At 73.1% G+C, this 24,703-nt stretch carries 20 protein-coding genes and 1 pseudogene; 11 read left to right on the top strand and 10 right to left on the bottom strand.

The genetic code is table 11. The annotated features are described in order from the left end of the window. Both AC1WTP_RS25015 and AC1WTP_RS25010 read left to right on the top strand, forming a co-directional pair. Positions 1–90 (top strand): annotated as a pseudogene (locus tag AC1WTP_RS25015) (C39 family peptidase); the annotation flags it as partial. A gap of 155 nt (positions 91–245) precedes the next feature. Continuing rightward, the gene (locus tag AC1WTP_RS25010; RefSeq protein ID WP_481651701.1) at positions 246–1,919 is read left to right on the top strand and encodes a right-handed parallel beta-helix repeat-containing protein; all 1,674 of its coding nucleotides are present in this window, start codon (positions 246–248) and stop codon (positions 1,917–1,919) included. A 22-nt stretch (positions 1,920–1,941) separates the two neighbouring features. On the opposite strand, the gene AC1WTP_RS25005 is transcribed toward AC1WTP_RS25010, so the two are convergent. Next, entirely contained in the window at positions 1,942–2,130 is a 189-nt protein-coding gene (locus AC1WTP_RS25005; RefSeq protein WP_481651700.1) for a hypothetical protein, read from the bottom strand. An 87-nt stretch (positions 2,131–2,217) separates the two neighbouring features. Between AC1WTP_RS25005 and AC1WTP_RS25000 the strand changes: the two genes are divergently transcribed. After that, positions 2,218–2,895, top strand: a complete 678-nt coding sequence (locus tag AC1WTP_RS25000) for a hypothetical protein (RefSeq protein WP_481651699.1) — start codon at positions 2,218–2,220, stop codon at positions 2,893–2,895. A 37-nt stretch (positions 2,896–2,932) separates the two neighbouring features. Further along, entirely contained in the window at positions 2,933–3,322 is a 390-nt protein-coding gene (locus tag AC1WTP_RS24995; RefSeq protein WP_481651698.1) for a hypothetical protein, read from the top strand. Between the two features lie 4 nt (positions 3,323–3,326). Here the strand turns inward: AC1WTP_RS24995 and AC1WTP_RS24990 are convergent, their stop codons facing one another. Further along, on the bottom strand, positions 3,327–3,872 hold the full coding sequence (locus AC1WTP_RS24990; RefSeq protein WP_481651697.1) for a GNAT family N-acetyltransferase: 546 nt from the start codon (positions 3,870–3,872) through the stop codon (positions 3,327–3,329). Between the two features lie 182 nt (positions 3,873–4,054). Between AC1WTP_RS24990 and AC1WTP_RS24985 the strand changes: the two genes are divergently transcribed. From AC1WTP_RS24985 to pulA, 3 genes are all read left to right on the top strand, one after another. Further along, positions 4,055–4,732 (top strand): cellulose binding domain-containing protein, encoded by a 678-nt coding sequence (locus tag AC1WTP_RS24985; protein ID WP_481651696.1) that lies wholly within the window; start codon positions 4,055–4,057, stop codon positions 4,730–4,732. 87 nt (positions 4,733–4,819) lie between these two features. After that, complete coding sequence (locus AC1WTP_RS24980; protein ID WP_481651695.1) at positions 4,820–5,503, top strand: cellulose binding domain-containing protein; 684 nt, start codon at positions 4,820–4,822, stop codon at positions 5,501–5,503. A gap of 152 nt (positions 5,504–5,655) precedes the next feature. Then, positions 5,656–11,151, top strand: a complete 5,496-nt coding sequence (gene pulA, locus AC1WTP_RS24975; RefSeq protein ID WP_481651694.1) for a pullulanase-type alpha-1,6-glucosidase — start codon at positions 5,656–5,658, stop codon at positions 11,149–11,151. A gap of 79 nt (positions 11,152–11,230) precedes the next feature. On the opposite strand, the gene AC1WTP_RS24970 is transcribed toward pulA, so the two are convergent. Then, positions 11,231–13,597, bottom strand: a complete 2,367-nt coding sequence (locus tag AC1WTP_RS24970) for a hypothetical protein (RefSeq protein WP_481651693.1) — start codon at positions 13,595–13,597, stop codon at positions 11,231–11,233. Positions 13,598–14,078: 481 nt separating this feature from the next. After that, positions 14,079–15,560, bottom strand: a complete 1,482-nt coding sequence (locus AC1WTP_RS24965; protein WP_481651692.1) for an aminopeptidase P family protein — start codon at positions 15,558–15,560, stop codon at positions 14,079–14,081. Between the two features lie 284 nt (positions 15,561–15,844). Between AC1WTP_RS24965 and asnB the strand changes: the two genes are divergently transcribed. Further along, complete coding sequence (gene asnB, locus AC1WTP_RS24960) at positions 15,845–17,806, top strand: asparagine synthase (glutamine-hydrolyzing) (RefSeq protein ID WP_481651691.1); 1,962 nt, start codon at positions 15,845–15,847, stop codon at positions 17,804–17,806. Positions 17,807–17,918: 112 nt separating this feature from the next. On the opposite strand, the gene AC1WTP_RS24955 is transcribed toward asnB, so the two are convergent. Next, positions 17,919–19,040, bottom strand: coding sequence for a lytic polysaccharide monooxygenase auxiliary activity family 9 protein (locus AC1WTP_RS24955; protein WP_481651690.1), 1,122 nt, complete (start codon positions 19,038–19,040; stop codon positions 17,919–17,921). Positions 19,041–19,309: 269 nt separating this feature from the next. Beyond that, complete coding sequence (locus tag AC1WTP_RS24950) at positions 19,310–19,630, bottom strand: 2Fe-2S iron-sulfur cluster-binding protein (RefSeq protein WP_481651710.1); 321 nt, start codon at positions 19,628–19,630, stop codon at positions 19,310–19,312. Between the two features lie 228 nt (positions 19,631–19,858). Here AC1WTP_RS24950 and AC1WTP_RS24945 point away from each other — a divergent pair, with 228 nt between their 5' ends. Beyond that, on the top strand, positions 19,859–21,013 hold the full coding sequence (locus AC1WTP_RS24945) for an XdhC family protein (protein ID WP_481651689.1): 1,155 nt from the start codon (positions 19,859–19,861) through the stop codon (positions 21,011–21,013). Between the two features lie 70 nt (positions 21,014–21,083). Here AC1WTP_RS24945 and AC1WTP_RS24940 read toward each other — a convergent pair whose 3' ends face one another. Further along, positions 21,084–21,302 (bottom strand): hypothetical protein, encoded by a 219-nt coding sequence (locus AC1WTP_RS24940; RefSeq protein ID WP_481651688.1) that lies wholly within the window; start codon positions 21,300–21,302, stop codon positions 21,084–21,086. Positions 21,303–21,410: 108 nt separating this feature from the next. Here AC1WTP_RS24940 and AC1WTP_RS24935 point away from each other — a divergent pair, with 108 nt between their 5' ends. Then, positions 21,411–22,346, top strand: coding sequence for a PfkB family carbohydrate kinase (locus tag AC1WTP_RS24935; protein ID WP_481651687.1), 936 nt, complete (start codon positions 21,411–21,413; stop codon positions 22,344–22,346). Positions 22,347–22,357: 11 nt separating this feature from the next. Here AC1WTP_RS24935 and AC1WTP_RS24930 read toward each other — a convergent pair whose 3' ends face one another. The 3 genes from AC1WTP_RS24930 to AC1WTP_RS24920 are packed head-to-tail and all read right to left on the bottom strand — an operon-like array spanning position 22,358 to position 23,982. Further along, a complete protein-coding gene (locus AC1WTP_RS24930) occupies positions 22,358–23,188 on the bottom strand; it encodes an MBL fold metallo-hydrolase (protein ID WP_481651686.1) in 831 nt (276 codons plus the stop codon). Beyond that, positions 23,185–23,589: a thioesterase family protein gene (locus AC1WTP_RS24925; protein WP_481651685.1), complete on the bottom strand. Its 405-nt coding sequence runs from the start codon at positions 23,587–23,589 to the stop codon at positions 23,185–23,187. Before AC1WTP_RS24925 ends, AC1WTP_RS24930 begins: the two co-directional genes overlap by 4 nt. Before the next feature lie 57 nt (positions 23,590–23,646). After that, on the bottom strand, positions 23,647–23,982 hold the full coding sequence (locus tag AC1WTP_RS24920; protein ID WP_481651684.1) for a VOC family protein: 336 nt from the start codon (positions 23,980–23,982) through the stop codon (positions 23,647–23,649). An 83-nt stretch (positions 23,983–24,065) separates the two neighbouring features. Here AC1WTP_RS24920 and AC1WTP_RS24915 point away from each other — a divergent pair, with 83 nt between their 5' ends. Beyond that, the gene (locus AC1WTP_RS24915) at positions 24,066–24,668 is read left to right on the top strand and encodes a CGNR zinc finger domain-containing protein (RefSeq protein ID WP_481651683.1); all 603 of its coding nucleotides are present in this window, start codon (positions 24,066–24,068) and stop codon (positions 24,666–24,668) included. Positions 24,669–24,703: the final 35 nt, after the last annotated feature.

Here is a 24,703-nt window from a genome sequence, read left to right as displayed (position 1 = left end):
GCCGACTCGGCCAACCCGGACACCGCCTCCTACCGGATGAGCGTGGACAACCTGGCCGACTGGATCGCCACCCGCGGCTACACCGCCTGACCCACAACACCACACCACCAGAACACACCGTGAAGGGCCGACCCCCACCCCGGGGGCCGGCCCTTCACCGTCTCCGGCGCGCGTTTTCGGGCACCGGGAGCGGGAACCCGGCCGGCGGGAGGGGCAACCGGCCGAACGCCGAGGGGAGTGGTCCGGTGGGGCAGCGCAGCGTGGGTACGGTCGCCCCGGTGCGGCGTACGCCCGTGGCTGGCGCGCCGCTGTACTGCGACGCCCGGGAGTACGGGCTCACCGGCGACGGCGTGACCAACGACCAGCCCGCGCTGGCCGCGCTGGTGGACCGCCTCGGCGAGGGCTACGCGGCCGACGGGCGGGCGCGGGTCATCCACTGCCCGCCGGGGATCTACTCGATCCGGGACGCGGGCACGGTCTGGCGCAGCGGGGTGTCGCTGATCGGCGCCGGACCGGGGGCGACCCGCTTCGTGCTGAGCAACGAGGGAAACCGGGCGGAGCCCACCCCGCTGGCGTTCTGGACCACCGAGCAGCACGGCGCGGACCGGGACCGGCACATCGCCGACTGCACCTTCGCCGACTTCGAGATCGACGGCTCCGGCGTGGCCATGGTGGAGTACAACTACCTGGCCAAGGGGCTCGGCCTGCAGTACGTGGTGCGCGGCGTCTTCCGCAACCTCTACATCCACCACACCGGGGCGACCGGTCTCGGCTGCGACTTCCTCCAGGACAGCCTGATCGACGGGGTGGTGGTGGTCGGTTGCGGCCGGCTCGACAACGGCGAGGAGATGGGCGGCGCCGGCATCGGCGTGGGCATCGGCGGCTGGGGCGCGGTGGAGCGGCTCACCATCGCCAACTGCACCGCTCTCGGCAACGGCACCAACGGCATCTTCCTGGAGCTGCAGAAGGACTACTGGACCCCGCCGCGCGGCTACCGCATCATCGGCTGCCACAGCGAGGCGAACCGGTTCGGCATCTCCGACTGGGGCGCGGACGGCCTGATCGTCTCGGCGTGCACCATGACCGGCAACCTGGAGGCCGGTTTCGACGTGTCGGCCAACGGCACCGCAGGGATCGCCGGTCGCGGCGGCCTGCTCACCGACTGCGTCATCGACGGCAACATCGGCGACGGGGTGAACATGGGCAACACCCCGGGCCCGTACGCGGTGCGGGGGAACCGGATCAGCCGCAACGGCGGGCACGGCTACCGCGAGCACGTCCTCGGCGACGGCTTCCAGGGCCCGGCCCTGGACGTCGTGATCGAGAGCAACGAAATCTGGGAGAACGGCGGCGACGGGATCCGGATCGACCGGCCGATGACCGACCTGGTGCTGGTCGGCAACCGGATCCGCAACAACGGGCGGCGGTGCGCGCCGGCGGCGAGCGGCGGCGGCGAGTCGGTGCGGTACGGCAGCAAGTCCGTGACGGACCGGAGCGCTCACTGGACGCCCGACGGGCACCGGGGCAAGGTGCTGCGGGTCGGGTCCCGTACGGCGGTGGTGGCCGGCAACACCGACACCGAACTGAGCCTGGCCGAGATCCGGCCGGACAGCGCGACCGCCTGGAACGAGGACACCCCGACCCCCGGCACCCGGTACGAGCTGCCCGAGGCCCGGTCGACGCGGGCCGGGATCACCGTCAACGCCGCCGTCGACTCGGCCATCGTGCGCGGCAACCGGATCTGGGACCGGCGGGACCAGCAGACCCAGACCTACGGGGTGTGGGTCACCGAGCGCGGCAGGTGCGTGGCCTGTCGGATCGAGGACAACGACTTCGCGGGCAATGCCCAGGGCCCGGTGCGGCTGGACGCGCCCCTGACCGGCGGGGCCTGGGAACGCAACCACCACGACGTCCCCTGACCGCGCCGTCCCGGCGGGACGCTCAGGCCGCGTCGTCGGCCGGTTTCGCCGCGCTGGCCTGCGCGTGCCGGTCACGCAACCGGGCCCGGATCTCCTCCGGGGTGTACGCGCGCCGCCGCCGTTCCGCGCGGGCGATCACCACGCCGGACGCCGCGACCCCGGCGAGACCCGCGAGCCCGAGCACCTTCCACCACCGCATCCGTCGCCGCATCGGCCTAGGGTAGACGCCCATGAGGGTGCGAATCAGCGGTCCGGCCCCCGGTGGCGTGTCGCCGGCGGCCGTCGAGCGGGCGCGGGCATGAGTATCAGCCTGGACGAGGCGGTCGAGCTGACCCGGACCGGTGACCTGTGGGTGTTCCGCGGTCGCAGCGTGCCGGACCGGGCGATCCAGTTCACCACCAACAGTCCGGTCAACCACGTCGGGATGGCCGTGGTGCTGGACGACATGCCGCCGCTGATGTGGCACGCCGAGCTCGGCCGGTCGCTGCCGGACCTGTGGTCGGGCACCCACCAGCGCGGCGTGCAACTGCACGACCTGCGGGACGCGGTCTGCGTCTGGGCGAACCGGTACGGCCAGCGGGCCTGGCTGCGCCAGCTCGATCCGCCCGCCGACGCCGGGATGGAGGACGCGGTGCTGCGCACCGTCGCCCGCCTCGACGGCACGCCCTTCCCGTCCACCGCCCAGCTCGCCTGGCGCTGGCTGCGCGGCCGGGTCCCGGCGGTCCGGGTCCCGGCGGTCCGGCCGCCCGCGCCGGGGCGCCGGGGTGGTTCCGGCACGCCGGTGCGCGACCGCGCGCTGGAGTCGGCGTACTGCGCGGAGGTCGTCGCGGTCACCTACGAGGCGATGGGGCTGCTCCCGGCCGGACGGCGGCCGAACTGGTACGACCCGGGCCGGTTCTGGAGCGGCGACGATCTCGGCCTGGCCGGCGGTGCCCAGCTCGGGGCCGAGATCGAGGTACGCGTCCCGGCGCGCTGAGGTTTGGCGGGCCGGCTGACCGGCAATTGTCAGCGCCGTGAGAGCCTCCACCGATCTGGACACGCTGACCGACTTCTTCGACCGGTACGGCGTGGCGCTGACCGCCGGCGACGTGCCCGCCATCGCCGGCTGCTACGCCCTGCCCGGGCTGGTGGTGGCCGACACGTACAGCTTCTCGTTCACCTCGCCGGCGGCGGTCGCACTGTCCTTCGTGGGCGCCGCGCCGGATTACCAGGAGCGCGAACTGGTCGCCGCGCACGCCGCCATCGAGGACGTGCAGCCGGTCTCCGCCCTGCTGACCATGGTGGCCGTCGAGTGGGAGTTCCTGGACAGCCAGGGGCGGGCGGTGCCCGGGGAGCGGTACCGCTACCTGGTGCGCACCACCGACCAGGGCCCGGTCATCTGCACGGTGGTGCGGGCCGGCTGACGGGTCAGGGCCGGCCGGTGGGCACCCGGAACCGCAGTTTGCCGGCCCGCTCGTCGGCGAGCACCCCGCCGTTGCGCTCGATCACCCGGCGCGAGCCGACGTTGTCGACGTCGCAGGTGACCAGGGCCGGGTCGATGCCGAGCCGGTGGGCGACCGGCAGGGCCGCCCGCAGCATCGCGGTGGCGTGCCCGCGTCGGCGGGCGGTGGGCCGTACGTCGTAGCCGATGTGGCCGCCGACCTCCCGCAGCAGCGGGGTGAGCCGGTGCCGGACGGAGATCCGGCCGAGGTACTCGTCGCCGTCGACCCACCACAGTGTGGTGTCCGGCGCCCAGCCCTCCGGCCGGGGCGTGTCCGACAGCGCCTGTGCCCGCAGGTCGGCCACGAAGCGGGCGAACGCCGCCGGTCGGTGCCAGGTCGCGGCGTACCGGCGGATCTCGGCGCCGACCATGGTGTGGTCCTGGCGGTCGCCCCGGCCCTCGGCCCGGAACTCGGCCATCGCGGCCAGGAAGCTGGCGTGTACCCGTTCGGTCGGCGGCGTCAGGGCGGGCATGTGTCGATCACACCCGAACCGCCGTCGGCCGGCCAACCGTTTTCGGCGGCGTACCGGCCGGTCGGTCGGATCGCGGTCGGCCCCGTTCCGGCCGACCGGACAGGTGGTTAGGCTGGCGCCTCGGCTCGACGTGCGGTGGGCCGGAGATCTCCGACGAGGAGGCTCTGACAAAAGGGGGACGGATGTCGGTGCGGCCCGCCGGGGAGCCCGGCCCGCGTACCGCATCCCGGGTGCTGGCGTCGGCGCCCTGGGTCATCGTCCTGCTCGGTGTCGGCCTGCTGGCCGCGATGCTCGTCGTCGCGCTGGTGGCGTTCCGCGGTCCCGAACGCCGTCCGGCGGCGGCGCCACCCCCGGCGCAGCCGCTGTCCATGCCCTCCCTGCCGGCGCTACCCGGGGAGCCGGCGGCGTCCCCGCTGGCACCGACGCCGACCCGGACGGCGGTTTCGCCCTCGGCTTCGGCGCCCTCCCGCCCGCCGGCGCCCGCCGTCGACCCTTCGCCGGACACCGCCGCCGGCCGCCCGAGCGTCGACGACGACGGCGAGCTGACCGCCAGCTACCAGGTGACCGAGAGCGACCGCGACTCCTTCACGGCGCGGCTGGTGATCCGCAACGGCACCGACCAGGCCCGCGACTGGCGGGTGGAACTGCTGTTCAGCGGCAACGTGAAGAGCATCGCGGTCTCCTCCGGCGGCTCCGGGATCTCGGTGACCGCCACCGGCGGCGGCGGGTACGTGCTGCGCGGCACCAGCCCGCTCGGTGCCGGGCAGACCCGGACGATCGGCCTGCGGTTCACCCGGCACGGCACCGGTGACCGTCCCGGCACCTGCACGGTGAACGGCGCCGCCTGCGTCATCGGCTGAGCGGCGGTACCGGGCAGCGCGGGACCGGGCCGACGCCACCACCGCGCCGCCGACCGCTACGCTGCGGACGACCGCTGGAGGAGAGACATGTCCGGCACGCGCCGACCCCCGAGCAAGTCCTACGGCAGGACCGCCCTCGCGTCCTCGCCCTGGATCGTGGTGTCGATCGGCGTGGCTGTGATGGTGGTCCTGCTGGTCGTCGCGCTCGGGGCGTACCGGGGGCGCAGCCCGGGGTACGATGCGCAGCCCGGCCCGCCACCCACGGTCGCCCTGCCCGAGCTGCCGCTGCCCACGACCGGTTCCGCCACGCCCACCCCGCGCGCGTCGCGTACGCCGGCCGCCCGCACGTCCAGCCCGTCCACACCGGACCGGCCCACGCCGAGCCGCGGCAGCCGCTCGCCCTCGCCCACGTCGAGCGGTGACGACGCCCCGCTGGCCGCGCCGCCGCCCGCGTCGTCGCCGACGAGCGGCCGGTACCGGGTGGTGGAGTCGTTCCACGGCGGGTTCGTCGGCGAGGTGCTGGTCCGCAACACCTCGCCGACCGGACGAGACTGGCGGGCCCGGTTGGTCTTCCCGGGCGGGCGGCTGGTCAGCGCGTGGCTGGAGGGTGCGCCACAGGGGACCGCGGATCGGTTCGAGGACGGTTTCACCTATCGCAGCGGCGAGGATCTGGCCGGCGGTGCCTCGGTCGCCCTGCGGTTCTACGTCGAGGACGCCGACAGCCGCCCGGCGAGCTGCACCGTCGACGGCGTCGCCTGCACCGGGCGGTAGAACACCAGGAACGTCACGGCCCGGCGCGGGACAGCGCCGGGCCGTCCTTTTGCAAGCGCACTGCTTTGTTGCGACGCTGTTTGCAAGGTATTGCAGAATGTTTCGGCAAGGGCTAGCGTGCGGGCGAATCAGCGACCAGAGGAAGGCCGTCGATGAAACCCCCGCCGATACCGCGCAAGGCCCTGCTCGCCCTCGTCTGCCTGCTCGCCGTCACCCTCGTCGCGGCTCCGGTCGCCGTACGCCAGTTCGACGGCACCGCCACCGGCCAGGCGGGCACCGACCCGCTCGCGGTCGCCGGCGCGGTCCAGTGGCCCGCCGAACCCTCCGCCGCGGCGCTGCTCGAGGCGGGCGCCGACGACGCCCGGGCCGAGCAGTTCTACTTCGTCCTGCCGGACCGGTTCGCCAACGGCGACCGACGCAACGACCGGGGTGGACTGGGCGGCGACCGGCTGAGCACCGGCCTCGACCCGGCCGACAAGGGCTTCTACCACGGCGGCGACCTCAAGGGCGTGATGGACCGGCTCGACTACATCCAGGGGCTGGGGACGACGGCCATCTGGCTCGCCCCGGTCTTCAAGAACCGGCCGGTGCAGGTCAGGGGAGCCGACGTCTCCGCCGGCTACCACGGTTACTGGATCACCGACTTCACCCAGGTCGACCCGCACTTCGGTACCAACGAGGACCTGAAGCGGCTGGTCGAGCTCGCCCACCAGCGCGGCATCAAGATCTACCTGGACGTCATCGTCAACCACACCGCCGACGTCATCCGGTACGGCGAGTCCGCCACCTACGTGGACAAGGCCAGCGCGCCGTACCGGGATGCGCAGGGGCGCGCCTTCGAGGACCGCAACTACGCCGACGGCAGCCGCGACTTCCCGGCGGTGAACGCGAAGTCCTTCCCGTACCCCCCGACCTTCGCCAGCCCGACCGACGCCAGGGTGAAGGTGCCGGCGTGGCTGAACGACCCGACCATGTACCACAACCGGGGCGACTCCACCTTCGCCGGGGAGAACAGCGAGTACGGCGACTTCTTCGGCCTGGACGACCTGTGGACCGAGCGTCCCGAGGTGGTGCGCGGCCTCACCGAGGTCTACTCCGACTGGGTGCTGCAGACCGGGGTGGACGGCTTCCGGCTGGACACCGTCAAGCACGCCAACCTGGAGTTCTGGCCGCAGTTCAGCCAGGGCGTCGAGCGGGCCGCCGCCCGCGCCGGCAAGCCGGACTTCTTCATGTTCGGCGAGGTCTACAGCGCCGACCCGGAGTTCACCTCCAGCTACGTGCGGCGGGGCGGGTTGCCGGCCACCCTCGACTTCGCCTTCCAGGAGGCCGCCCGCGGCTACACCGCCGGCGACGGCTCGGCCAGGGCGCTGGCCGACGTGTACGCCCGCGACGACCTCTACAACGCCCGGGACACCGACGCCCGCCGGCTGCCCACCTTCCTCGGCAACCACGACATGGGCCGGATCGGCGCGTTCATCGCGGGCGGTGGCACCGACCCGGCCAGCCACCTGCGCCGTGACCAGCTCGCCCACGAGCTGATGTTCCTCACCCGCGGCCAGCCGGTGATCTACTCCGGCGACGAGCAGGGCTTCACCGGCCCGGGCGGCGACAAGGACGCCCGGCAGGACATGTTCGCCTCGCGCACCCCCGACTACCTCGACGACGACCTGCTCGGCACCGACCGCACCCACGCGGTCGACCAGTTCGACCCCACGCACCCGCTCTACCGCTCGATCGCCGAGCTGGGCCGGCTACGCCAGGCCCACCCGGCGCTGCGCGACGGCGTCCAGGTCACCCGGTACGCCGCCGACGGCCCCGGCGTCTTCGCCTTCTCCAGGATCGACCCGAAGCAGCGCACCGAGTACGTCGTCGCGGTGAACAACGCCGCCACCGCGCAGACTGTCACCGTGGAGACCTGGTCGGCCGGCGCCATGTTCACCGGCGTCTACGGCGGGTCGGCCGCCCCGGTCGCCGCCGCCGACGGCCGGCTCACCCTGACCGTGCCGCCGCTGTCGGCCGTGGTGCACCGCGCCGGCACCCCGATCGCGCTGCCCGACGGCCCGCCGTCGGTCACCGTCACCGCCCCGGCCCCCGACCAGCCGGTCGCCACGAAGGCCGCCGTCACCGCGCAGGTCGCCGGAGACCCCCTGGCCACCGTCACCGTCGCCGCCCGGGTCGCCGGCGGCAGGTGGACCCTGCTCGGCAGCGCCGACCGGGCGCCGTACACGGTGCACCACGACCTGACCGGCCTGGCCGGCGGCACGACGATCGAGTACAAGGCGGTGGTGCGGGACGGCAGGGGGCGGACCGCGACCGCCCGCTCCACCGCCACCGTGGGCACCCCCGGGCAGGCGGCCGCGCGGGACTGGGTGGTGGTGCACTACCAGCGCCCCGCGGGTGACTACGCCGACTGGGGCCTCTACGCCTGGGGCGACATCGACCCGGCGTACGCCACCGAGTGGCCGAAGGGTCAGCCGTTCGCCGGCGAGGACTCCTACGGCCGGTTCGCCTGGGTGAAGCTCAAGCCCGGCGCGAAGTCGGTCGGCTTCCTGGTGGTCGACAAGGACGGGAACAAGGACGTCGGGCAGGACCGCACCATCGACGTGACGCAGACCGGCGAGGTCTGGGTCAAGCAGGGCGACCCGACGGTCCACCCGACCCGGCAGGCGGCCACCGGCGAGCCGGACCCGCCGGTCGCCGACGGCACCGCGGTCATCCACTACCGGCGGGCCGACGGCAACTACGACGGCTGGGGCCTGCACCTGTGGGACGGCGCGGCCAACCCGACCGACTGGGCCACGCCGATGCCGCCGACCAGCGTGGACTCCTTCGGCGCGGTCTTCCGGGTGCCGCTGGCCGCCGGCGCCACCGGACTGAGCTACATCATCCACTCCGGCGACGAGAAGGACCTGCCCGAGGACCAGCGGCTCGACTTCGCCAGTGCCGGCCGGGAGGTCTGGCTGCTCGCCGGCACCCGCGGCCGGCTGCTGCCGTCGACCGCGACCGGCAGCGGGCGGGACACCGACATCACCAAGCAGCAGGCGCACTGGATCGACCGGTCCACCGTCGCCTGGCGGACCGGTCCCACCGACGGCCGGACGTACGCCCTGGTGACCGCGGCGGCCGGCGGGGTGACCGTGGTCGACGGCGAGCTCGCCGGCACGTACACCTCGCTGCCGCTGCGGGCGCAGCGTAACGGGCTCACCGAGGCCCAGCGCGCGGCCTTCCCGCACCTCTGGGCGTACCAGAGCTTCACGCTGGACCGGCGGGACCTGGCCCGGGTGCCGGCGGCCCTGCGCGGCCAGCTGCTGGTCACCGAGCGGGACGCCGAGGGCGCGCTGCTCGCCGCCACCGGCGTGCAGATTCCCGGGGTGCTCGACGACGTCTACGCCCGGGCCACCGACGCCCGCCTCGGCCCGACCTTCACCGGCGGGGTCCCGACGCTGGCGGTCTGGGCGCCCACCGCCCGCACGGTCTCGCTCCAGCTCTTCGACTCGCCCACCGGGCAGCCGAGGACGGTGGCGATGAGCCGGGACGACCGCACCGGCGTCTGGTCGGTACGCGGCGCGCGCGCCTGGACCGGGAAGTACTACCGCTACCGGGTCGAGGCGTGGCAGCCGGCGGCCCAGCAGGTGGTCACCGCCGCGGTGACCGACCCCTACTCGCTGGCCCTCGCGCCGAACTCCACGCACAGCCAGATCGTCGACCTGGCCGACCCGGCGCTGGCCCCGGCGGGCTGGGCGCGGCTGCGCAAGCCGGCCACGGTGCCGCCGACCAGGGTGCAGATCTCCGAGCTGTCGGTGCGGGACTTCTCCATCGCCGACACCACCGTGCCGGCGGAGCGGCGGGGCACCTACCTGGCGTTCACCGACCCGGCCACGGCCGGCATGAAGCACCTCACCGCGCTCGGCGCGGCCGGGGTGACCCACCTGCACCTGCTGCCCGCGTTCGACTTCGCCACCATCCCCGAGCGGCGCGCCGACCAGCGGCAGCCCGCGTGCGACCTGGCCGCGCTGCCGCCGGACTCGGACGAGCAGCAGAGGTGCGTCGCGGCCGTCGCCGACACCGACGGCTACAACTGGGGGTACGACCCGCTGCACTACACGGTGCCCGAGGGCGGCTACGCGGTCGACCCGGCCGGGGCGCGGCGGACCACCGAGTTCCGGCGGATGGTCGCCGGGGTGAACGGCGCCGGCCTGCGGGTGGTGATGGACGTGGTCTACAACCACACCTCGGCCGCCGGCACCGACGCCAGGTCGGTGCTCGACCAGGTGGTGCCGGGCTACTACCACCGGCTGCTGGAGGACGGGACGGTGGCCACCTCGACCTGCTGCGCCAACACCGCCCCGGAGCACGCGATGATGGGCAAGCTGGTGGTGGACTCCGTGGTCACCTGGGCCCGGGCGTACAAGGTGGACGGGTTCCGGTTCGACCTGATGGGCCACCACCCCAAGGCGAACATCGTGGCCGTGCGGAAGGCGCTGGACGCGCTGACCCCGGCCCGGGACGGGGTGGACGGGAAGTCGATCCTGCTCTACGGCGAGGGCTGGAACTTCGGCGAGGTGGCGAACGACGCCCGCTTCGTGCAGGCCACCCAGGCGAACATGGCCGGCACCGGGATCGGCACCTTCAACGACCGGCTCCGCGACGCGGTACGCGGCGGCGGGCCGTTCGACGCCAACCCGCGTGCGCAGGGCTTCGCCTCGGGCCTGTTCACCGACCCGAACGGCGACCCGGTGAACGGGTCGGCCGCCGACCAGCGGGCCCGGCTGCTGCACCAGCACGACCTGATCAAGGTGGGGCTGGCCGGGAATCTCGCCGGCTACCGGTTCACCAACTCGGCCGGCGACCGGGTCACCGGCGCCCAGGTGGACTACAACGGCTCGCCCGCCGGCTACACCGCCGCGCCGGGGGAGGCGGTCACCTACGTCGACGCGCACGACAACGAGATCCTGTACGACGCGCTGGCGTACAAGCTGCCGCAGGACACCTCGGCGGCGGACCGGTCCCGGATGCAGGTGCTCGCGCTGAGCACGGCGGTGATGGGGCAGGGCACCGGCTTCGTCACCACCGGCACCGAGCGGCTGCGCTCGAAGTCGCTGGACCGCAACTCGTACAACTCGGGGGACTGGTTCAACCAGATCCGCTGGGACTGCACCGGTGGCAACGGGTTCGGCGTCGGCCTGCCGCCCGCGCAGGACAACCAGGACAAGTGGTCGTACGCCCGGCCGCTGCTGGCCGACCCGGCGCTGGTGCCGGACTGCGCGGCGATCGACACCACCGCCGCCCGGTACGCCGAGCTGCTGCGGATCCGGTCCTCCTCGCCGGTGTTCGGGCTGACCACCGCCGAGCAGGTGCAGCAGCGGGTCGCCTTCCCGCTCTCCGGCGCCGCGGAGACCCCCGGCGTGCTGACCATGACGCTGGACGGTCGCGGCCTGGACCCGCGGTGGACGTCCGTCACCGTGGTCTTCAACGCCACGCCGCAGACGGCGACGCAGCGGCTGACCGGGCTGCGCGGGGCGGACGCGGCGCTGCACCCGGTGCTGCGTACCTCGGCCGACCCGGTGCTGCGGACGGCCTCGTTCGACGCGTCGACCGGCACGTTCACCGTGCCGGCGCGGAGCGTCGCGGTGTTCGTGCAGCGCTAGCTCGCACGGGATCGGCCCCCTGCCACCGGAGGTGGCAGGGGGCCGATCCTTTTCCGTCGCTGTTTCGCTGTCGCGTTGCTCAGTCGAAGCAGTCCTCGACGGTGTTGGCGCAGTTGGTGGGGTCGTTGTCGGTGATGGTGGAGTCGTCGTCGAGCTTGACCTTGCCATCGTCGTTGAAGATGCCGCCGGCGATCCCCTTGTGGTCCTTGTCCTTGCCGTTGTTCCAGTCCTTGTCCCGGTCCTTGTCCCGGTCCTTGTCCCGGTCGTTGTGCCTGTCGTTGCCGTTGTCGGCCTTGTTCTTGGTGACCTTGGTGTTGGTCAGGGTCACCTTGCCCTCGTTGTTGTAGATGCCGCCGCCGTTCTTGCCGGCGAAGTTCTCCTTGATCTTGGTGTCGCGCAGGACCAGGGTCGCCCCGTCGTCCTTGCGGTCCTCGTGGTCCTTGTGGTTGGACCAGGAGCCCTGCCAGGCGGCCGGGCCGGACATGTTGCCGCCGTTGTGCTTGTCCTCGAACGGCTTGCCGTTGAAGATGCCACCACCGAAGCGGCCCGCGCTGTTCTCGAGGACCTCGCTGTCGGTGACGGTGGCCGTGGCGCGCTTCTCCTCGTCCTTGTCCTTGTCCTTGCCCTTCGACCAGTGGTTCTTGTCATCCTTCTGGTCGCTGCTGACGTTGTAGATGCCGCCGCCGTCCTTGTGGGCCTTGTTCTTCTCGATCTTGCTGTCCTTGACCTTCAGGACCGTGTCGACGGCGGCGATGCCGCCGCCGTTCTCGCCGGCGGTGTTGTTCTTGACGAAGGTCCAGCTGACCTCGACGAAGCCGTCGTTGCTGAACAGTCCGCCGCCGTTCTTCTTGGCGGTGTTGCCCTCGATCAGGGTCTTCTCGATCGTGACCGTGCCGGCCTTGTTGTCGTCGCGCTCGTCGCGGTCGTGGTGGTCGTCGTGGCGACCGCCGCTGTTGCGGTTGTCCTTGCCGTACTTGTCCTTGTCGTGCTTGTCCTTGTCGTGCTTGTCCTTGTCCTTGTCGCCGTGGCCGTTGGCGACGCCGCCGCCGTTCTTGCCCGCGGTGTTGTTGGTGATGCGGGACTCCGGGCCCTTGCCGTCGTGGGAGCCCTTGACGTCGAGGATGCCGGCGTTGAAGATGGCGCCGCCGTCCTTTCCGGCGTGGTTGTTGTCGAAGGTGCTGCCCTCGGCCTTGACCCGGCCGAAGTTGGCGATGGCACCGCCGTTGTTCTCGGCGCTGTTGAGGAAGAACTTGGCGTTCACCAGGTGGGCCTCGCCGCCGCGTTCGACCAGCAGGCCACCGCCGTCGCCCTCGTGCTCCTTGTCGTCCTTGTGGTCCCGGTCCTCGTGGTCCCGGTCCTTGCCGTCCTTGCCGGACTCCCAGCCGTTCTGGCCCTGCCAGTCCTTGCCGGACTCGTTGCCGGACGACGCCTGGCCGTTCCCGGACGGCGCCTGGGCCGCCCGCTGCGCGGCCGCCTTCTGGATAGCAGCCTTCAGGGCCTCCGCCAGCTTGGCCTCCGCCGGCTTCGCGGCCGCCGGCTGCGCCGGGGCGGGCGCCGGGGCCGGAGCACCGCCGCCGGTCCCGGACTGCTTGCCGTCGTGCTGGTTCTTGCCGTCGTGCTTGTCCTTGCCGTCGTGCTGGTTCTTGCCGTCGTGCTTGTCCTTGCCGTCGTGCTGGTTCTTGCCGTCGTGCTTGTCCTTGCCGTCGTGCTGGTTCTTGCCGTCGTGCTTGTCCTTGCCGTCGTGCTGGTTCTTGCCGTCGTGCTGGTTCTTGCCGTCGTGCTTGTCCTTGCCGTCGTGCTGGTCCTTGTCGTGGTCCTTGCGGTCATCGCCGGCGGCGCCGTTACGGACCTCGACGTCCTTCAGGGTGAGGTTGCCGCCGTTGGCGACGCGGAAGATCCGGAAGCCCTCCTCGGCTTCCCGCTTGATCGTCGCGCCGTTGCCCTCGATGGTGATGTCCTGCTTGATCGTCGGCAGGCCCGCCTCGGACTTCTTGTCGTGCTGGTCGAGCTCGTAGGTGCAGTCCTTGGCCAGCTTCAGCGTGCCGCCGTCGTCACGGTTGGCCAGGTCGAGGGCCTCGACGAGGTCGTCGTCGTCGCAGTCCACCTCCCGCACGTCATCGTGGTCGTCCTTGTCCCTGCCCTTGTCGTCCTTGTCCTTGTGGTCCTTGTCCTTGTGGTCCCGGCCCTTGTCGTCCTTGTCCTTGTGGTCCTTGACCTCGTCCTTGGCCTTGTCCTTGCCGTCGTCGCTGACCAGCTGTGAGGTCGACCACTTGACGTCGGTCAGTCGGTGCGCGCCGGTCACCCCGGTCGTGGCGTAGGCGACGCCCGCGAGGCTGACCGCTCCCGTGAGGCCAGCAACGCCGGTGACGAGCCAGAGCCGGCGCCGGCGGAACGGTGACGTCTTCTCGCCGGTCGCGTCAGTGTTATTGCGAAGGTAGTTGGACATCAGAGCTCTCTGCCCTCTCCTTGTACCCAGACAAGGTCGCTTCGCCGTGGCGAGGCGGCCTTCGCTACAAATCGGTTGTAGCTGCTGAACAACACCGTATGAGAGGGTTCTTCACTATGGGGGCGTATCTGAAGAAACCCCACATTAGGTATGCCCGACGCGGACGGCAGGAGCGGGGACACCGGGGCCCGCCCGGCATGACCGGTGCGGAGAACGCGGCCGGTGGCGGAAAGCTCGCGGCGAATCCGCGGAGGGGTCAACGGTGATGATCGGGCACGCTCCACCCGTAGCGCCCTGGCGGTGGCAGGCGCAGCCCGACAGCCGGTTCGGCCCTACTCGGTGGTGGCGGAGCGGCCGCGATCCGGGCGGGTGGGCAGGGTGAGATCAGGCCACGACGCCGACGGGCCCCACCATCGGCATCCTGACGACGAGATACGTCGCAGACGCCGGCGGTGGGGCCCGCCGTGGTCGTACGCGCGGGTCAGACGGGTAGGCGCGGCCCCGCCTCGCGCTGCTCGGCCAGCCAGGTCTCCACCTCGTCGGCCGACCGGGGCAGCCCGGCGGAGAGGTTCACCGCGCCGGTGGCGGTGACCAGGACGTCGTCCTCGATCCGCACGCCGATGCCGCGCAGCTCCTCGGGGACCAGGTCGTCCTCGGGCTGGAAGTAGAGGCCCGGCTCGACGGTGAGCACGTAGCCCTCGCCCAGGGTGCCGTCCCGGTACATCTCCTTGCGCGCGTTGGAGCAGTCGTGCACGTCGATGCCGAGCATGTGGCCGAAGCCGTGCAGCGTCCAACGCCGGTAGACGGTCGACTTCTCGTCCATCGCCTCGTCCACGCTCACCGGCAGCAGGCCCAGCTCGGCCAGGCCCTCGGCGAGCACCCGCATGCAGGTCAGGTGCACGTCGCGGAACTTCACGCCCGGCCTGATGACGTCGATGCCGGCCTGCTGCGAGGCGTGCACGATGTCGTAGACCTGCCGCTGTAGCGCGGTGAACCGGCCGTTGACCGGCAGCACCCGGGTCACGTCGGCGGTGTAGAGGTTCCGGTTCTCCACGCCCATGTCCATCAGCAGCAGCTCACCCGGACGGGTGGCGCCGTTGTTGTGCACCCAGTGCAGGATCGTGGCGTGCTCGCCGGCGCCGACGATCGAGTTGTAGCCGACCTCGTTGCCGTCGTGCCGGGCACGCAGCGCGAAGACCCCCTCCAGCAGCCGCTCGGAGACGCTCCGGTCCGCCGGCAGCACCCGGGCCACGTCCTCGAAGCCCCGGACGGTGGCGTCGATGGCGTCCTGGAGCTGGGCGATCTCCCACTCGTCCTTGACCAGCTTCAGCTCCGAGACGGCGATCGCCAGCTCCCGGTCCCGGGCCGGCTGGCCCTCGGCGCGCGGCCCGTCGTACGGGCGCACGGCCGCGTCCACCCGGGCGTCGAAACCGCGCAGCACCCGGGTACGCCCCGGCGCGAGGTCGGCCAGCGCGGCCTCCAGCTCGGTCAGGTCGGCGGTCGGCAGGCCCAGCTCGGTCGACTTCTCGCCCAGGGTGTGCCGGCGCCCGACCCACAGCTCGCCGTGCCGGCTGCGGAAGAACTCGTCGGTGGCCCGGGAGGATCGGGGCCGCATGTACAGCGTCGCGTCGTGCCCCGAGCCGTTCGGCCGCAGCACGAGCACGCTGTCCGGGTCGTGGTCGCCGGTCAGGTAGGCGAAGTCGCTGCCCGGCCGGAACGGGTGGTCGGTGTCGTTGGCGCGTACCTTCTCGCCGCCGGTGGGGATCACCAGCGTCTCGCCCGGGAAGGCCGCGGAGAGCGCGGCCCGGCGCTTGGCGTAGTTCGGCACCTCCGGCCGCGGGCCGACCGGCAGCGCGGTGTCCCGCCAGCCCTGCCGCATGAACGACAGGAACGCCTCCGGGAAGTCCGGGTCGTGCGATTCGGTGCCGTCCGCCGGCTTGCCGCCGGTGCGTTCCTCGGTCATGCTCGCTCCCTCCTCGTTGCTGGTCCCGACGGTACCGCGCGCCGGGCGGTCGGACGGACCCGGCGGTCGCCCCCGCGGGGCGGGTGGGCACGACCTCCTCCGACGTGGCGGCGGGCGCTGCCGCGGGCCGGCGGTGGTACGGGCCGCGACCGGGTCGGGCCCGTTACCGACAGGCGCCGCGCGAACCGCCCGAGCGTCGGTGCCGCAGGGCGCCGCGGGCCGGGGCGGGAAGAGAGCCTGCGGTGCCGCGACGTCCGCTCCGGTCGCGTGAAAAGATGACCCCCATGTGCGGACTCCTGGCCTTCTTCAGCGCGCGCGGTGACGCCGCGGCCCACCGCGACAACATCGCCGGAGCGTTGGAATGCCTGCACCACCGCGGGCCCGACGAGACCGGTGTCGAGGTGGTCGGTGACGCCTCCGGCCGCTACGCGGACGGCGTGTTCGCCCACAAGCGGCTGGCGATCATCGACGTGGCGCTCAGCCACGAGCCGCTGCCCTACGCCGGCGGACGCTACCTGCTCACCTTCAACGGCGAGATCTACAACTACATCGAGCTGCGCGAGGAGCTGATCCGCGACTACGGGGCCCAGTTCGCCACCAACGGCGACGGCGAGGTGATCGTCGCCGGCTACCACTACTGGGGTGAGCAGGTGCTCACCCGGCTGCGCGGCATGTTCGCCTTCGTCATCTGGGACCGGCAGGAGCGGCGCGCGTTCGGTGCCCGCGACTACTTCGGCATCAAGCCGCTGCACTACCTGGAGACGGCGGACGGTCTCTACCTCGCCTCCGAGAAGAAGGCGCTGCTGCCGTTCGCGCACTCGAACTACCAGGGCGACGCGGGCATCGAGACGGCCAACCTCAGCCACTACCTGACGCTGCAGTACGTGCCGGAGCCCGGCACCCTGCACAAGGGGATCAACCGGATCGGCTCCGGGGAGTACCTCACCTGGACCCCGGGCGGGCGGATCGAGGTGCGCCGGTGGTACCGGCCGGTGTTCCGGCCCGCCCCGGTCGACGACGAGCAGAAGCTCTACCACGAGATCCGGGAGACGCTGCGGGAGAGCGTCCGGATGCACATGCGCTCGGACGTGCCGGTCGGCTCGTTCCTGTCCAGCGGCATCGACTCCACCGCGGTGGTCGCGCTGGCCCGCGAGTTCAACCCGAACATCCTCACCTTCACCGTCGGCTACGACGTGCCCGGCTACTCCGAGATCGACGTGGCCCAGGACTCGGCCCGCCACCTCGACGTGACCACCATCCCGACCAAGATCGGGCCGCAGGACATGATGGAGGCGCTGCCGAAGATCGTCTGGCACCTGGACGACCCGGTGGCCGACCCGGCGCTGGTGCCGCTCTACTTCGTGGCGAAGAAGGCCGCCGAGCACGTCACGGTGGTGCTCTCCGGTGAGGGGGCCGACGAGTTCTTCGGCGGCTACACGATCTACCGCGAGCCGCTCTCGCTGAGCGGCGTCAACGGCCTGCCCGGCGGCGTGCAGAAGGGGCTGCGGGCGGTCTCCAAGGCCATCCCGCAGGGGGTCAAGGGCAAGAGCTTCCTGGAGCGCGGCACCACCCCGATCGAGCAGCGCTACTACGGCAACGCCCGGATGTTCACCGAGGAGGAGAAGCAGCACCTGCTGCGCCGCTACGACCCCTCGGTGCGCTACACCGACGTCACCGCGCCGATCTACGCCGAGTGCACCGAGCTGGACGACGTCACCAAGATGCAGTACGTCGACCTCTACACCTGGCTGCGCGGCGACATCCTGGTCAAGGCCGACCGGATCTCGATGGCCCACTCGCTCGAGGTCCGGGTGCCCTTCCTGGACCGCGAGGTCTTCGACGTGGCGGCGAAGATCCCGGTGGACCTCAAGCTGCCGCCCCGCTCCGACGCCACCAAGTACGCCATGCGCCAGGCGCTGCAGGGCGTGGTCCCGCCGGCCATCGTCAACCGCAAGAAGCTGGGCTTCCCGACCCCCACCCGGGTCTGGCTGCGGGGCGAGATGTACGAGTGGGCCCGGCACGTGCTGGCCACCTCCGGCGCCGGCGACCTGCTCGACCTGTCGTACGCGCTGCGGCTGCTCGACGAGCACAAGCGGGAGGAGGCCGACCACTCCCGCAAGGTGTGGACGGTGCTGATCTTCTGCATCTGGCACGCCATCTTCGTCGCCAAGACCCTCGACCCGGGCATCCAGCGCAACCAGTCCGCCCTGCTCACCAAGCCCGTGGTCGGCTCCATGGTCCGCTGACCCCACCCCCCGCCCCCTTTTCGCGTTGATCATGAGGTTTGCGTCACCGGGATCGCTCCCGGATGGCGCAAACCTCATGATCGTTTCGGGGGGCGGGGGTGGGGTGGGTGGGTTAGCGGCCGGTGCAGGTTACGGTGGGGAGGGTGTTGGTGCCGGTGGTGGTGGCGAGGAAGCCGAAGGTCGTGGTGCCCTCCGGGGCGATCGTGCCGTTCCAGGAGAGGTTGCTCGCCGTCACCGACGCTCCGGACGTGGTCTGCGACGCGTTCCAGACCTGACTGATCGACTGGCCGCTGGGCCAGGTCCAGTTCGCCGTCCACCCGGACCAGGTCGACGTGGTGTGGTTCATGATCACCACTTCGCCCTGGAACCCGCCATGCCAGGAGTTGACCACCTTGTAGACCGCCATGCAGTCGCCGCTGTGCGGCGGCGGGGTGGTCGGGCTCGGCGGGGGCGTGGTCGGGTTCGGCGGCGGGGTGGTCGGGTTCGGGGGCGGGGTGGTCGGGTTCGGGGGCGGGGTGCCACCCGGCCCGACGCCGGTCACCTCACCGTTGCCGCCGTCGAAGGTGACGTCCGAGCAGCCGAAGAAGTTCTCCTGGCTGTCCGAGCGGACCCAGCGGGAGTAGATGATGTGCCGCCCGCTCTTGCCGCTCGGCAGGTTGCCGCTGAAGTAGTAGTGCCCGTCGTTGGTGCCGACCGCGCCGCGCTGCGGCGGGTTGGTGACCGTCAGGAACGGCTGCTCCTCCAGGTCGCTCCAGGCCAGCGGCCGGGTCGGGCTCCAGCTGTCCTTGGTCACGTAGAAGTAGAACGTGCCCGGATGGTGGGCCCAGTTGCTGTACCGGAACTCGATCCGCGCCCCGGCGGTCAGGTGGGTCAGCGGCCAGTCGGTGCGGGCCAGGTTGTAGCCGCTGAACCCGGTGTTGCCGCCGCTGCACAGCTGCCCGTCCGGGATGAAGCCGACGGTCCGGCCGCCCGCGTCCGAGCGGAGCACACTGAACCAGTTGTAGAGCGAGTTCGCGCCGCTCTGCGCGACCGCGGCGGAGCAGGCGGGGTTGTTCGGCCGGATCTCGCCGGTGGCGGTGAGTCCGTCCTTCCAGCACAGGAACGTCCGGCTGCCCGGGGTCATCGCGGCGCCGTGCGCGGCGGCCGGGTCAGGGCCGCTGACTAGGGCGACGGCCCCCACGAGGAGGGTCGCGGCCGCGGTGAGCAACGCGGCCGTACGGGAACGGTGGGACACGGGTTCTCCTGACTCGCGGGGCGTGCCGCCCGAGCCGCCCCGCCGGGAAACGCGCGGGGTGGCGGTGGCCGCCCCACGGCGACGAGCGGATACGACGATCGCGGCGACGTGCCCCGGCCGGCGGGACACGCGCCGTCAACGGCCCGCCCGGCGGGCCGGCGCCCTCGCGAAGGAACCCGGCAGCCGGCGGCGCGGCAGCCCCCGCACCGCCCGGCATGCGTCATCCCACCACGCGGGGGACCGTGGCGCAATAGCCGTCTCTCGATGTGTCAATCGACGATCAGAGCAGGTTCTCCAGCGTGATCGGCAGCTCGTACTGGCGGCGGCCGGTGGCGTGGTGGACGGCGTTGGCGATGCGCCTGCTGCATCGGGTGCAGCGGATCGCCGTCGGAGAGCCCCTCGATCGTGGTCACCTCGCGGTTCTCGCAGCTGCTCGCGAGCGTCAGGCAGGCCAGCACCCGCCGCCGGTCCACCCGGACCGTGCAGGCGCCGCAGGCGCCCTGGTTGCAGCCTTCTTCGTCCCGGTCAGGTCCAGCCGGTCCCGGAGGGCGTCGAGCAGGCTGACCCGTGGCTCGACCGACATCGTCCAGGCCTTCCCGTTCACCCGCAGGCGCACCTCGACCTCGCCCGGCCCCGGACCACCGCGCTGTCCGGGGCCGGCGCGGTCCGGGTCGCCTGGTACGACTTCGCCAACTCGCACCCCCTCATGTCCGGCCCGACCATATATTCCAGATCAGCATGCTTTGTAGGGGATAGCCGGACTTAACCCTTCCGGCGCGCAGACGCCGAAGCGGCGCCGGGACAGGGGGGCGGGACGCGTGCGGGACGTCTTCGACGAGCTGCACCGCCGCTGGCGGGCCGGCGAGGCGGTCGCCCTGGCCACCGTCGTGGCCACCTGGCGGTCGGCGCCGCAGCCGCCCGGTGCGGCGATGCTCGTGGCCGTGGACGGCGCGGTCACCGGCAGCGTCTCCGGCGGCTGCGTCGAGGCGGACCTCTACGAGCGGGCCCGCGGGGTGCTCCACACCGGAACGCCGGAGCTGACCCGCTATGGCGTCAGCGACGACGACGCGTTCGCGGTCGGCCTGACCTGCGGCGGGGTGCTGGAGGTCTTCGTCGAGCGGGTCGAGGCCGACGGTTATCCGGAACTCGACGCGGTCGTCGCGGCACGCCGGGCCGGACGCCCGGCGGCCGTGGTCACCTGCGTCGCGGCGGACGCCGGCGAGCCGCCCGGCACGGCGTTGCCGGCCGACCCGGCGGGACGGCTGGGCCGGCGGCTGGTGCTCACCGGGGACCGGGTGGTCGGGTCGCTCGGCGGCGACCGGCTGGACGCCGCGGCCGCCGCCGACGCCCGCGGCCTGCTCGCCGCGGGCCGCAGCGGGATCCTCCACTACGGCTACGACGGGCAGCGCCGGGGCAGCGGCGTGAGCCTCTTCGTCGCCGCGTACGCCACCCCACCGCGGATGATCGTGTTCGGCGCCATCGATTTCGCCGCCGCGGTGGCCCGGATCGGCGCCTTCCTCGGCTACCGGGTGACCGTCTGCGACGCCCGGCCGGTCTTCGCCACCGCCCGCCGGTTCCCCGACGCGGACGAGGTGGTGGTCGACTGGCCGCACCGGTACCTGCGGGCGGAGCTGGACGCGGGCCGGGTCGACGGGCGGACGGTGGTCTGCGTGCTGACCCACGACCCGCGCTTCGACGTGCCGGTGCTCGCGCTGGCCCTGCGGCACCCACTGGCGTACGTCGGGGCGATGGGCTCCCGGCGCACCCACGACGAGCGGCGCAAGCGGCTGCGCGAGGCGGGGGTGAGCCCGGGGCAGCTCGACCGGCTCGCCTCGCCGATCGGGCTGGACCTGGGCGGGCGTACCCCGGAGGAGACCGCGGTGAGCGTGGCCGCGCAGATCGTCGCGGCCCGCTGGGGCGGCACCGGCCGCCCGCTGGCCCAGCTGGCCGGCCCGATCCACCACCCGGGATAGGCCGGCCACCGCTCGGCCGCGTCCCGCGGGCGGGCCCGGCCGGCGGCGGTGGCGATCGTCCCCGGGGCGGTCAGTCGGGCTGCGGCGCATCCGCGGCGTAGCGCTCGGCGAGGTGCCCCCGGCCGGGCGGCGGCTCGTAGGGCTCCGGCCAGAACTCGGTCACCCCGCTGACCCGCCCGGCGTCGTCCGGGTCGAAGAAGCTCACCGCGGGCAGCGCCGCGAATCGCGGCCAGTCCCGCGCCTCGCACGCGTCCCAGTACGCCAATACCGTGTCTTCGGCGGTCGTCAAGCCGCGCACTGTGCCAGCCTGGTGCGACACGATCTTCCGGGCGCGGCGAAGGATGCGGGCGCGCCGTGCCACGACGGCGGGGCGGCTCGCGACGACGGAGGGAGCGGGATGGGATACGCGGTGGTGCTCGGCGAGGCGCTGGTCGACCTGCTCGACGCCGAGTGCGACGGGGAGCCAATCTACCGGCAGGCGATCGGCGGTGGCCCGCTGAACGTGGCGGTCGGCGTGGCCCGGCTCGGTGGGGCGGTGCAGTTCGTCGGGTCCCTCGGTGACGACGTGCTGGCCGGCCGGATCCGCGACTTCCTGGCCGGCGCCGGTGTGGGGGTGGCCGGCGCGGTCACCGTGCCCGCGCCGACCGCGCTGGCGGTGGCCACCTTCGCCGGCCCGGAGCCGGACTTCCGCTTCTACGGCGAGCCGCCCTCGTACGGGCTGCTCACCGCGGACGACCTGGACGCGGACCTGGTCGCGGCCGCCGACGTGCTCTACTGCGGCTCGATCGTCCTGCTCCAACCGCCGGTGCTGGCCGCCGCGCGGCGGGCCTGGTCGCTCGCCACCGGGCTGCGGGTCTTCGACCCGAACGTGCGCCCCCGGCTGCTCGCCGGTCCGGCCGCGCTGGCCGGGCTGCGCGAGGTGGTGGCCGAGTTCGCCGCGGGCGCCCACCTGGTCAAGCTCAGCACCGCCGACGCCGCCCTGCTCTACCCCGGCGAGCCGGTCGAGGGGGTGGCGGCCTACCTGCGCGAACTGGGCGCCGCGACCGCCGTGGTCACGCTCGGCGCGGACGGCGCGATCGTCGCGGCCGCCGGTGCCGACCCGGTACGCGTGCCCGCGCCCAGGGTGCGCGCGGTGGACGCCACCGGAGCCGGCGACTCGGTGATGGCGGCGCTCGTCGCCGACCTGCTGGTCGACGGGGAGCCGGTGGCCCCGGCCGGCTGGCACGAGCGGGTGGCGTTCGCGCTCCGGGTCGCCGGCCTGGTCTGCGAGTCGCCGGGCGGGGCCACCGCGATGCCGACCCGCGCCGAGGTGACCCGCCGCTTCGCGGGCTGACCCGGCGCGGCTCAGCTCGTGCCGTCGAGCTCGGCGTAGCCGCGGCGGGCGGCGACCAGCGCGGGGCGGGCGCCGAAGGGGGCCTCCGCGGCGACCCGCTCGGGCGGGGCGCCCCCGGTGTGCCCGGCCCGGATCAACCAGGCCAGCTCGACCAGCTGCGCGTGCTGGGCGCGGACGAACTCGACGTCCACCGGCTCGCCGTGACCCGGGATCACCACGGTCGACGGGGTGCTCAGCCGGAGCAGCTCGGCGACGGCGTCCGGCCACTGCAGCGGGTACGACTCCTCGAACGCTGGCGGGCCGCTCTGCTCGACCAGGTCACCGGCGACCAGCACGCCCGCGTCGGGCACGTGCACCAGCAGGTCGGCGGCGCTGTGGCCGCGCCCCGGGTGGCGCAGCAGCACCTCCCGCCCGCCCACGTCGAGGGCGGTCTCGGTGTGCACGGTGTGCGTCGGCGCGAGCAGCACCGTGTCGAGCAGCTCGTCGGCGAGGGCCGGCCGCTCACCGCGGATCTCCTCGTACGCCTCCCGGCGCAGCTGGTCGGGGCGCTCGCGCAGCGCCTCGGCGGCGAGCGCGTGCGCGTACACCGGGCGGGGCGGGTCGGCGGCGAGCGTCGCGTTGCCGAAGCAGTGGTCGAAGTGGTGGTGGGTGTTCACCAGCGTCCACGGGTGCGGGGTGACCGCCCGGGCCGCCGCGGCCAGCTCGGCGGCCTGCCCGGCGGTGGAGAGCGTGTCGACCAGCAGGGCCGCCCCGTCGCCGACGACCAGCGTGACGTTCACTCGCAGCAGTGGCTCGCGGTAGACGTGCACCCGGTCGGCGACCTCGACGAAACGGCCGGTCATGACGCCCGCGAGGCGTGCTCCACGAAGCGCTGCCGGTCGACCAGCACCCGCTCCACCCGACCCTCGGCCACCGGCTCGCCGCCCTCGGTGACGGTGACCTCGAAGAGCAGCCGGCGACCGTCGACCTTGGCCAGTCGGGCCTGCGCGACGACCGTCCGGCCGACCGGCGTCGCGGCCAGGTGCTCCAGCTCGACCCGGACCCCGACGGTGGTCGACCCGGGCTGGATCCGGGTCGCCGTCGCGGCCACCGTCGCCGCCTCGGCCAGCGCGAGCACCCGGGGCGTGCCGAGCACCGGCACGTCGCCGGAGCCGACCGCCTGGGCGGTGTCGGCGTCGGTGACGGTCAACTCCACCCGGGCGGTCAGCCCTGGCGTGACGGCGTGCTCCGGCTGCTCCTGCATGGACAAAGCCTAGACGAGCCGGCGGTCCGGCGTCCGCCTCCCGGCGGCCCCGGCCCGCTACGCGGCGACCACGCAGAACTGGTTGCCGTCCGGGTCGGCCAGCACGGTCCAGCCGTCGAAGGTGCGCACCTCGGTCGCGCCGAGCCCCCGGATCCGGGCCACCTCGCCGGCCGGGTCGGCGGTGACGAGGTCCAGGTGCAGCCGGTTCTTGCCGGCCGCGGGCTCGGGGACCAGCTGCACCCAGAGGCCGACCCCGGCCTTGGTCGGGTCCTCCAGGTAGTTGCCGCCCGCGTCCGAGGAGGCGAGCTGGTAGCCGGTCACCGCCTGCCAGAAGGCGGTGGTGCGGGGCAGGTCGTTCGTGTCGATGCCGACGGTGCCGATGCGGATGCTCACGATGGGGTCCCTCTCTCTAACCAACGTAAGCCGTACGCTAGTTAGGTAACCGGCTACGGTCAATAGCCGGTTAGGATGGGTTCATGGCACCCGACGCCGTCCCCGGCGCCCCGTCGGACGACGACGCGGCGCCCGCCCCGCTCGACCGGATCGAGGCGTTCGTCAACACCCGCAACGAGGACCGGGACGACCTCGGCACGCCGGCGCAGCTCGTCGACTGGCTGCACCGCCGCGGCCTGGTCCCCGCCGCCAGCACGGCCACCAAGGCGCAGCTGGACCGGGCCCGCGCCGTCCGGGAGGGGATCCGGGCGCTGATCGCCGGGAACAACGCCGAGCCGGTGGCCAGCCCCCGTCCGGACGGCCTCGACCCGGCCGCCCGGACCGGCCTGGCCGAGCTGACCCGCGACCTGCCGCTGGTGCTGGACGTCACGGTCAACCCGCCCCGCCTCGTGCCCGCGACCCGGGCGCCGGTCGACGCCGCGCTGGCCGGGCTGCTCGCCGTGGTCGCCGAGGCGGTGGCGCTCGGCACCTGGAGCCGGCTCAAGGCGTGCCGGGAACCGAGCTGCCGCTGGGCCTACTACGACCACTCCCGCAACCGGCGGCGCACCTGGTGCTCGATGGAGCTGTGCGGCAACCGGGCCAAGGCGCGCGCCGCCCACCAGCGCCGCACCGCCCCGCGACGCTGAGCCCGGCCCGAGGTGGTCCGCGTCGGTCGATCCCG

It is taken from the genome of Micromonospora sp. R311 (assembly GCF_056780015.1).
The sequence above is the reverse complement of the archived record's forward strand: the minus strand, read 5'-3'. Positions and strand labels throughout refer to the sequence as shown.

Bases quoted from the DNA above. Each gene is read 5' to 3' on its own strand.
- AC1WTP_RS25005 (WP_481651700.1), bottom strand. From the start codon at position 2,130: ATGCGGCGACGGATGCGGTGGTGGAAGGTGCTCGGGCTCGCGGGTCTC.
- AC1WTP_RS25000 (WP_481651699.1), top strand. From the start codon at position 2,218: ATGAGTATCAGCCTGGACGAGGCGGTCGAGCTGACCCGGACCGGTGAC.
- AC1WTP_RS24990 (WP_481651697.1), bottom strand. From the start codon at position 3,872: ATGCCCGCCCTGACGCCGCCGACCGAACGGGTACACGCCAGCTTCCTG.
- AC1WTP_RS24985 (WP_481651696.1), top strand. From the start codon at position 4,055: ATGTCGGTGCGGCCCGCCGGGGAGCCCGGCCCGCGTACCGCATCCCGG.
- AC1WTP_RS24980 (WP_481651695.1), top strand. From the start codon at position 4,820: ATGTCCGGCACGCGCCGACCCCCGAGCAAGTCCTACGGCAGGACCGCC.
- pulA (WP_481651694.1), top strand. From the start codon at position 5,656: ATGAAACCCCCGCCGATACCGCGCAAGGCCCTGCTCGCCCTCGTCTGC.
- AC1WTP_RS24970 (WP_481651693.1), bottom strand. From the start codon at position 13,597: ATGTCCAACTACCTTCGCAATAACACTGACGCGACCGGCGAGAAGACG.
- AC1WTP_RS24965 (WP_481651692.1), bottom strand. From the start codon at position 15,560: ATGACCGAGGAACGCACCGGCGGCAAGCCGGCGGACGGCACCGAATCG.
- asnB (WP_481651691.1), top strand. From the start codon at position 15,845: ATGTGCGGACTCCTGGCCTTCTTCAGCGCGCGCGGTGACGCCGCGGCC.
- AC1WTP_RS24935 (WP_481651687.1), top strand. From the start codon at position 21,411: ATGGGATACGCGGTGGTGCTCGGCGAGGCGCTGGTCGACCTGCTCGAC.
- AC1WTP_RS24930 (WP_481651686.1), bottom strand. From the start codon at position 23,188: ATGACCGGCCGTTTCGTCGAGGTCGCCGACCGGGTGCACGTCTACCGC.
- AC1WTP_RS24925 (WP_481651685.1), bottom strand. From the start codon at position 23,589: ATGCAGGAGCAGCCGGAGCACGCCGTCACGCCAGGGCTGACCGCCCGG.
- AC1WTP_RS24915 (WP_481651683.1), top strand. From the start codon at position 24,066: ATGGCACCCGACGCCGTCCCCGGCGCCCCGTCGGACGACGACGCGGCG.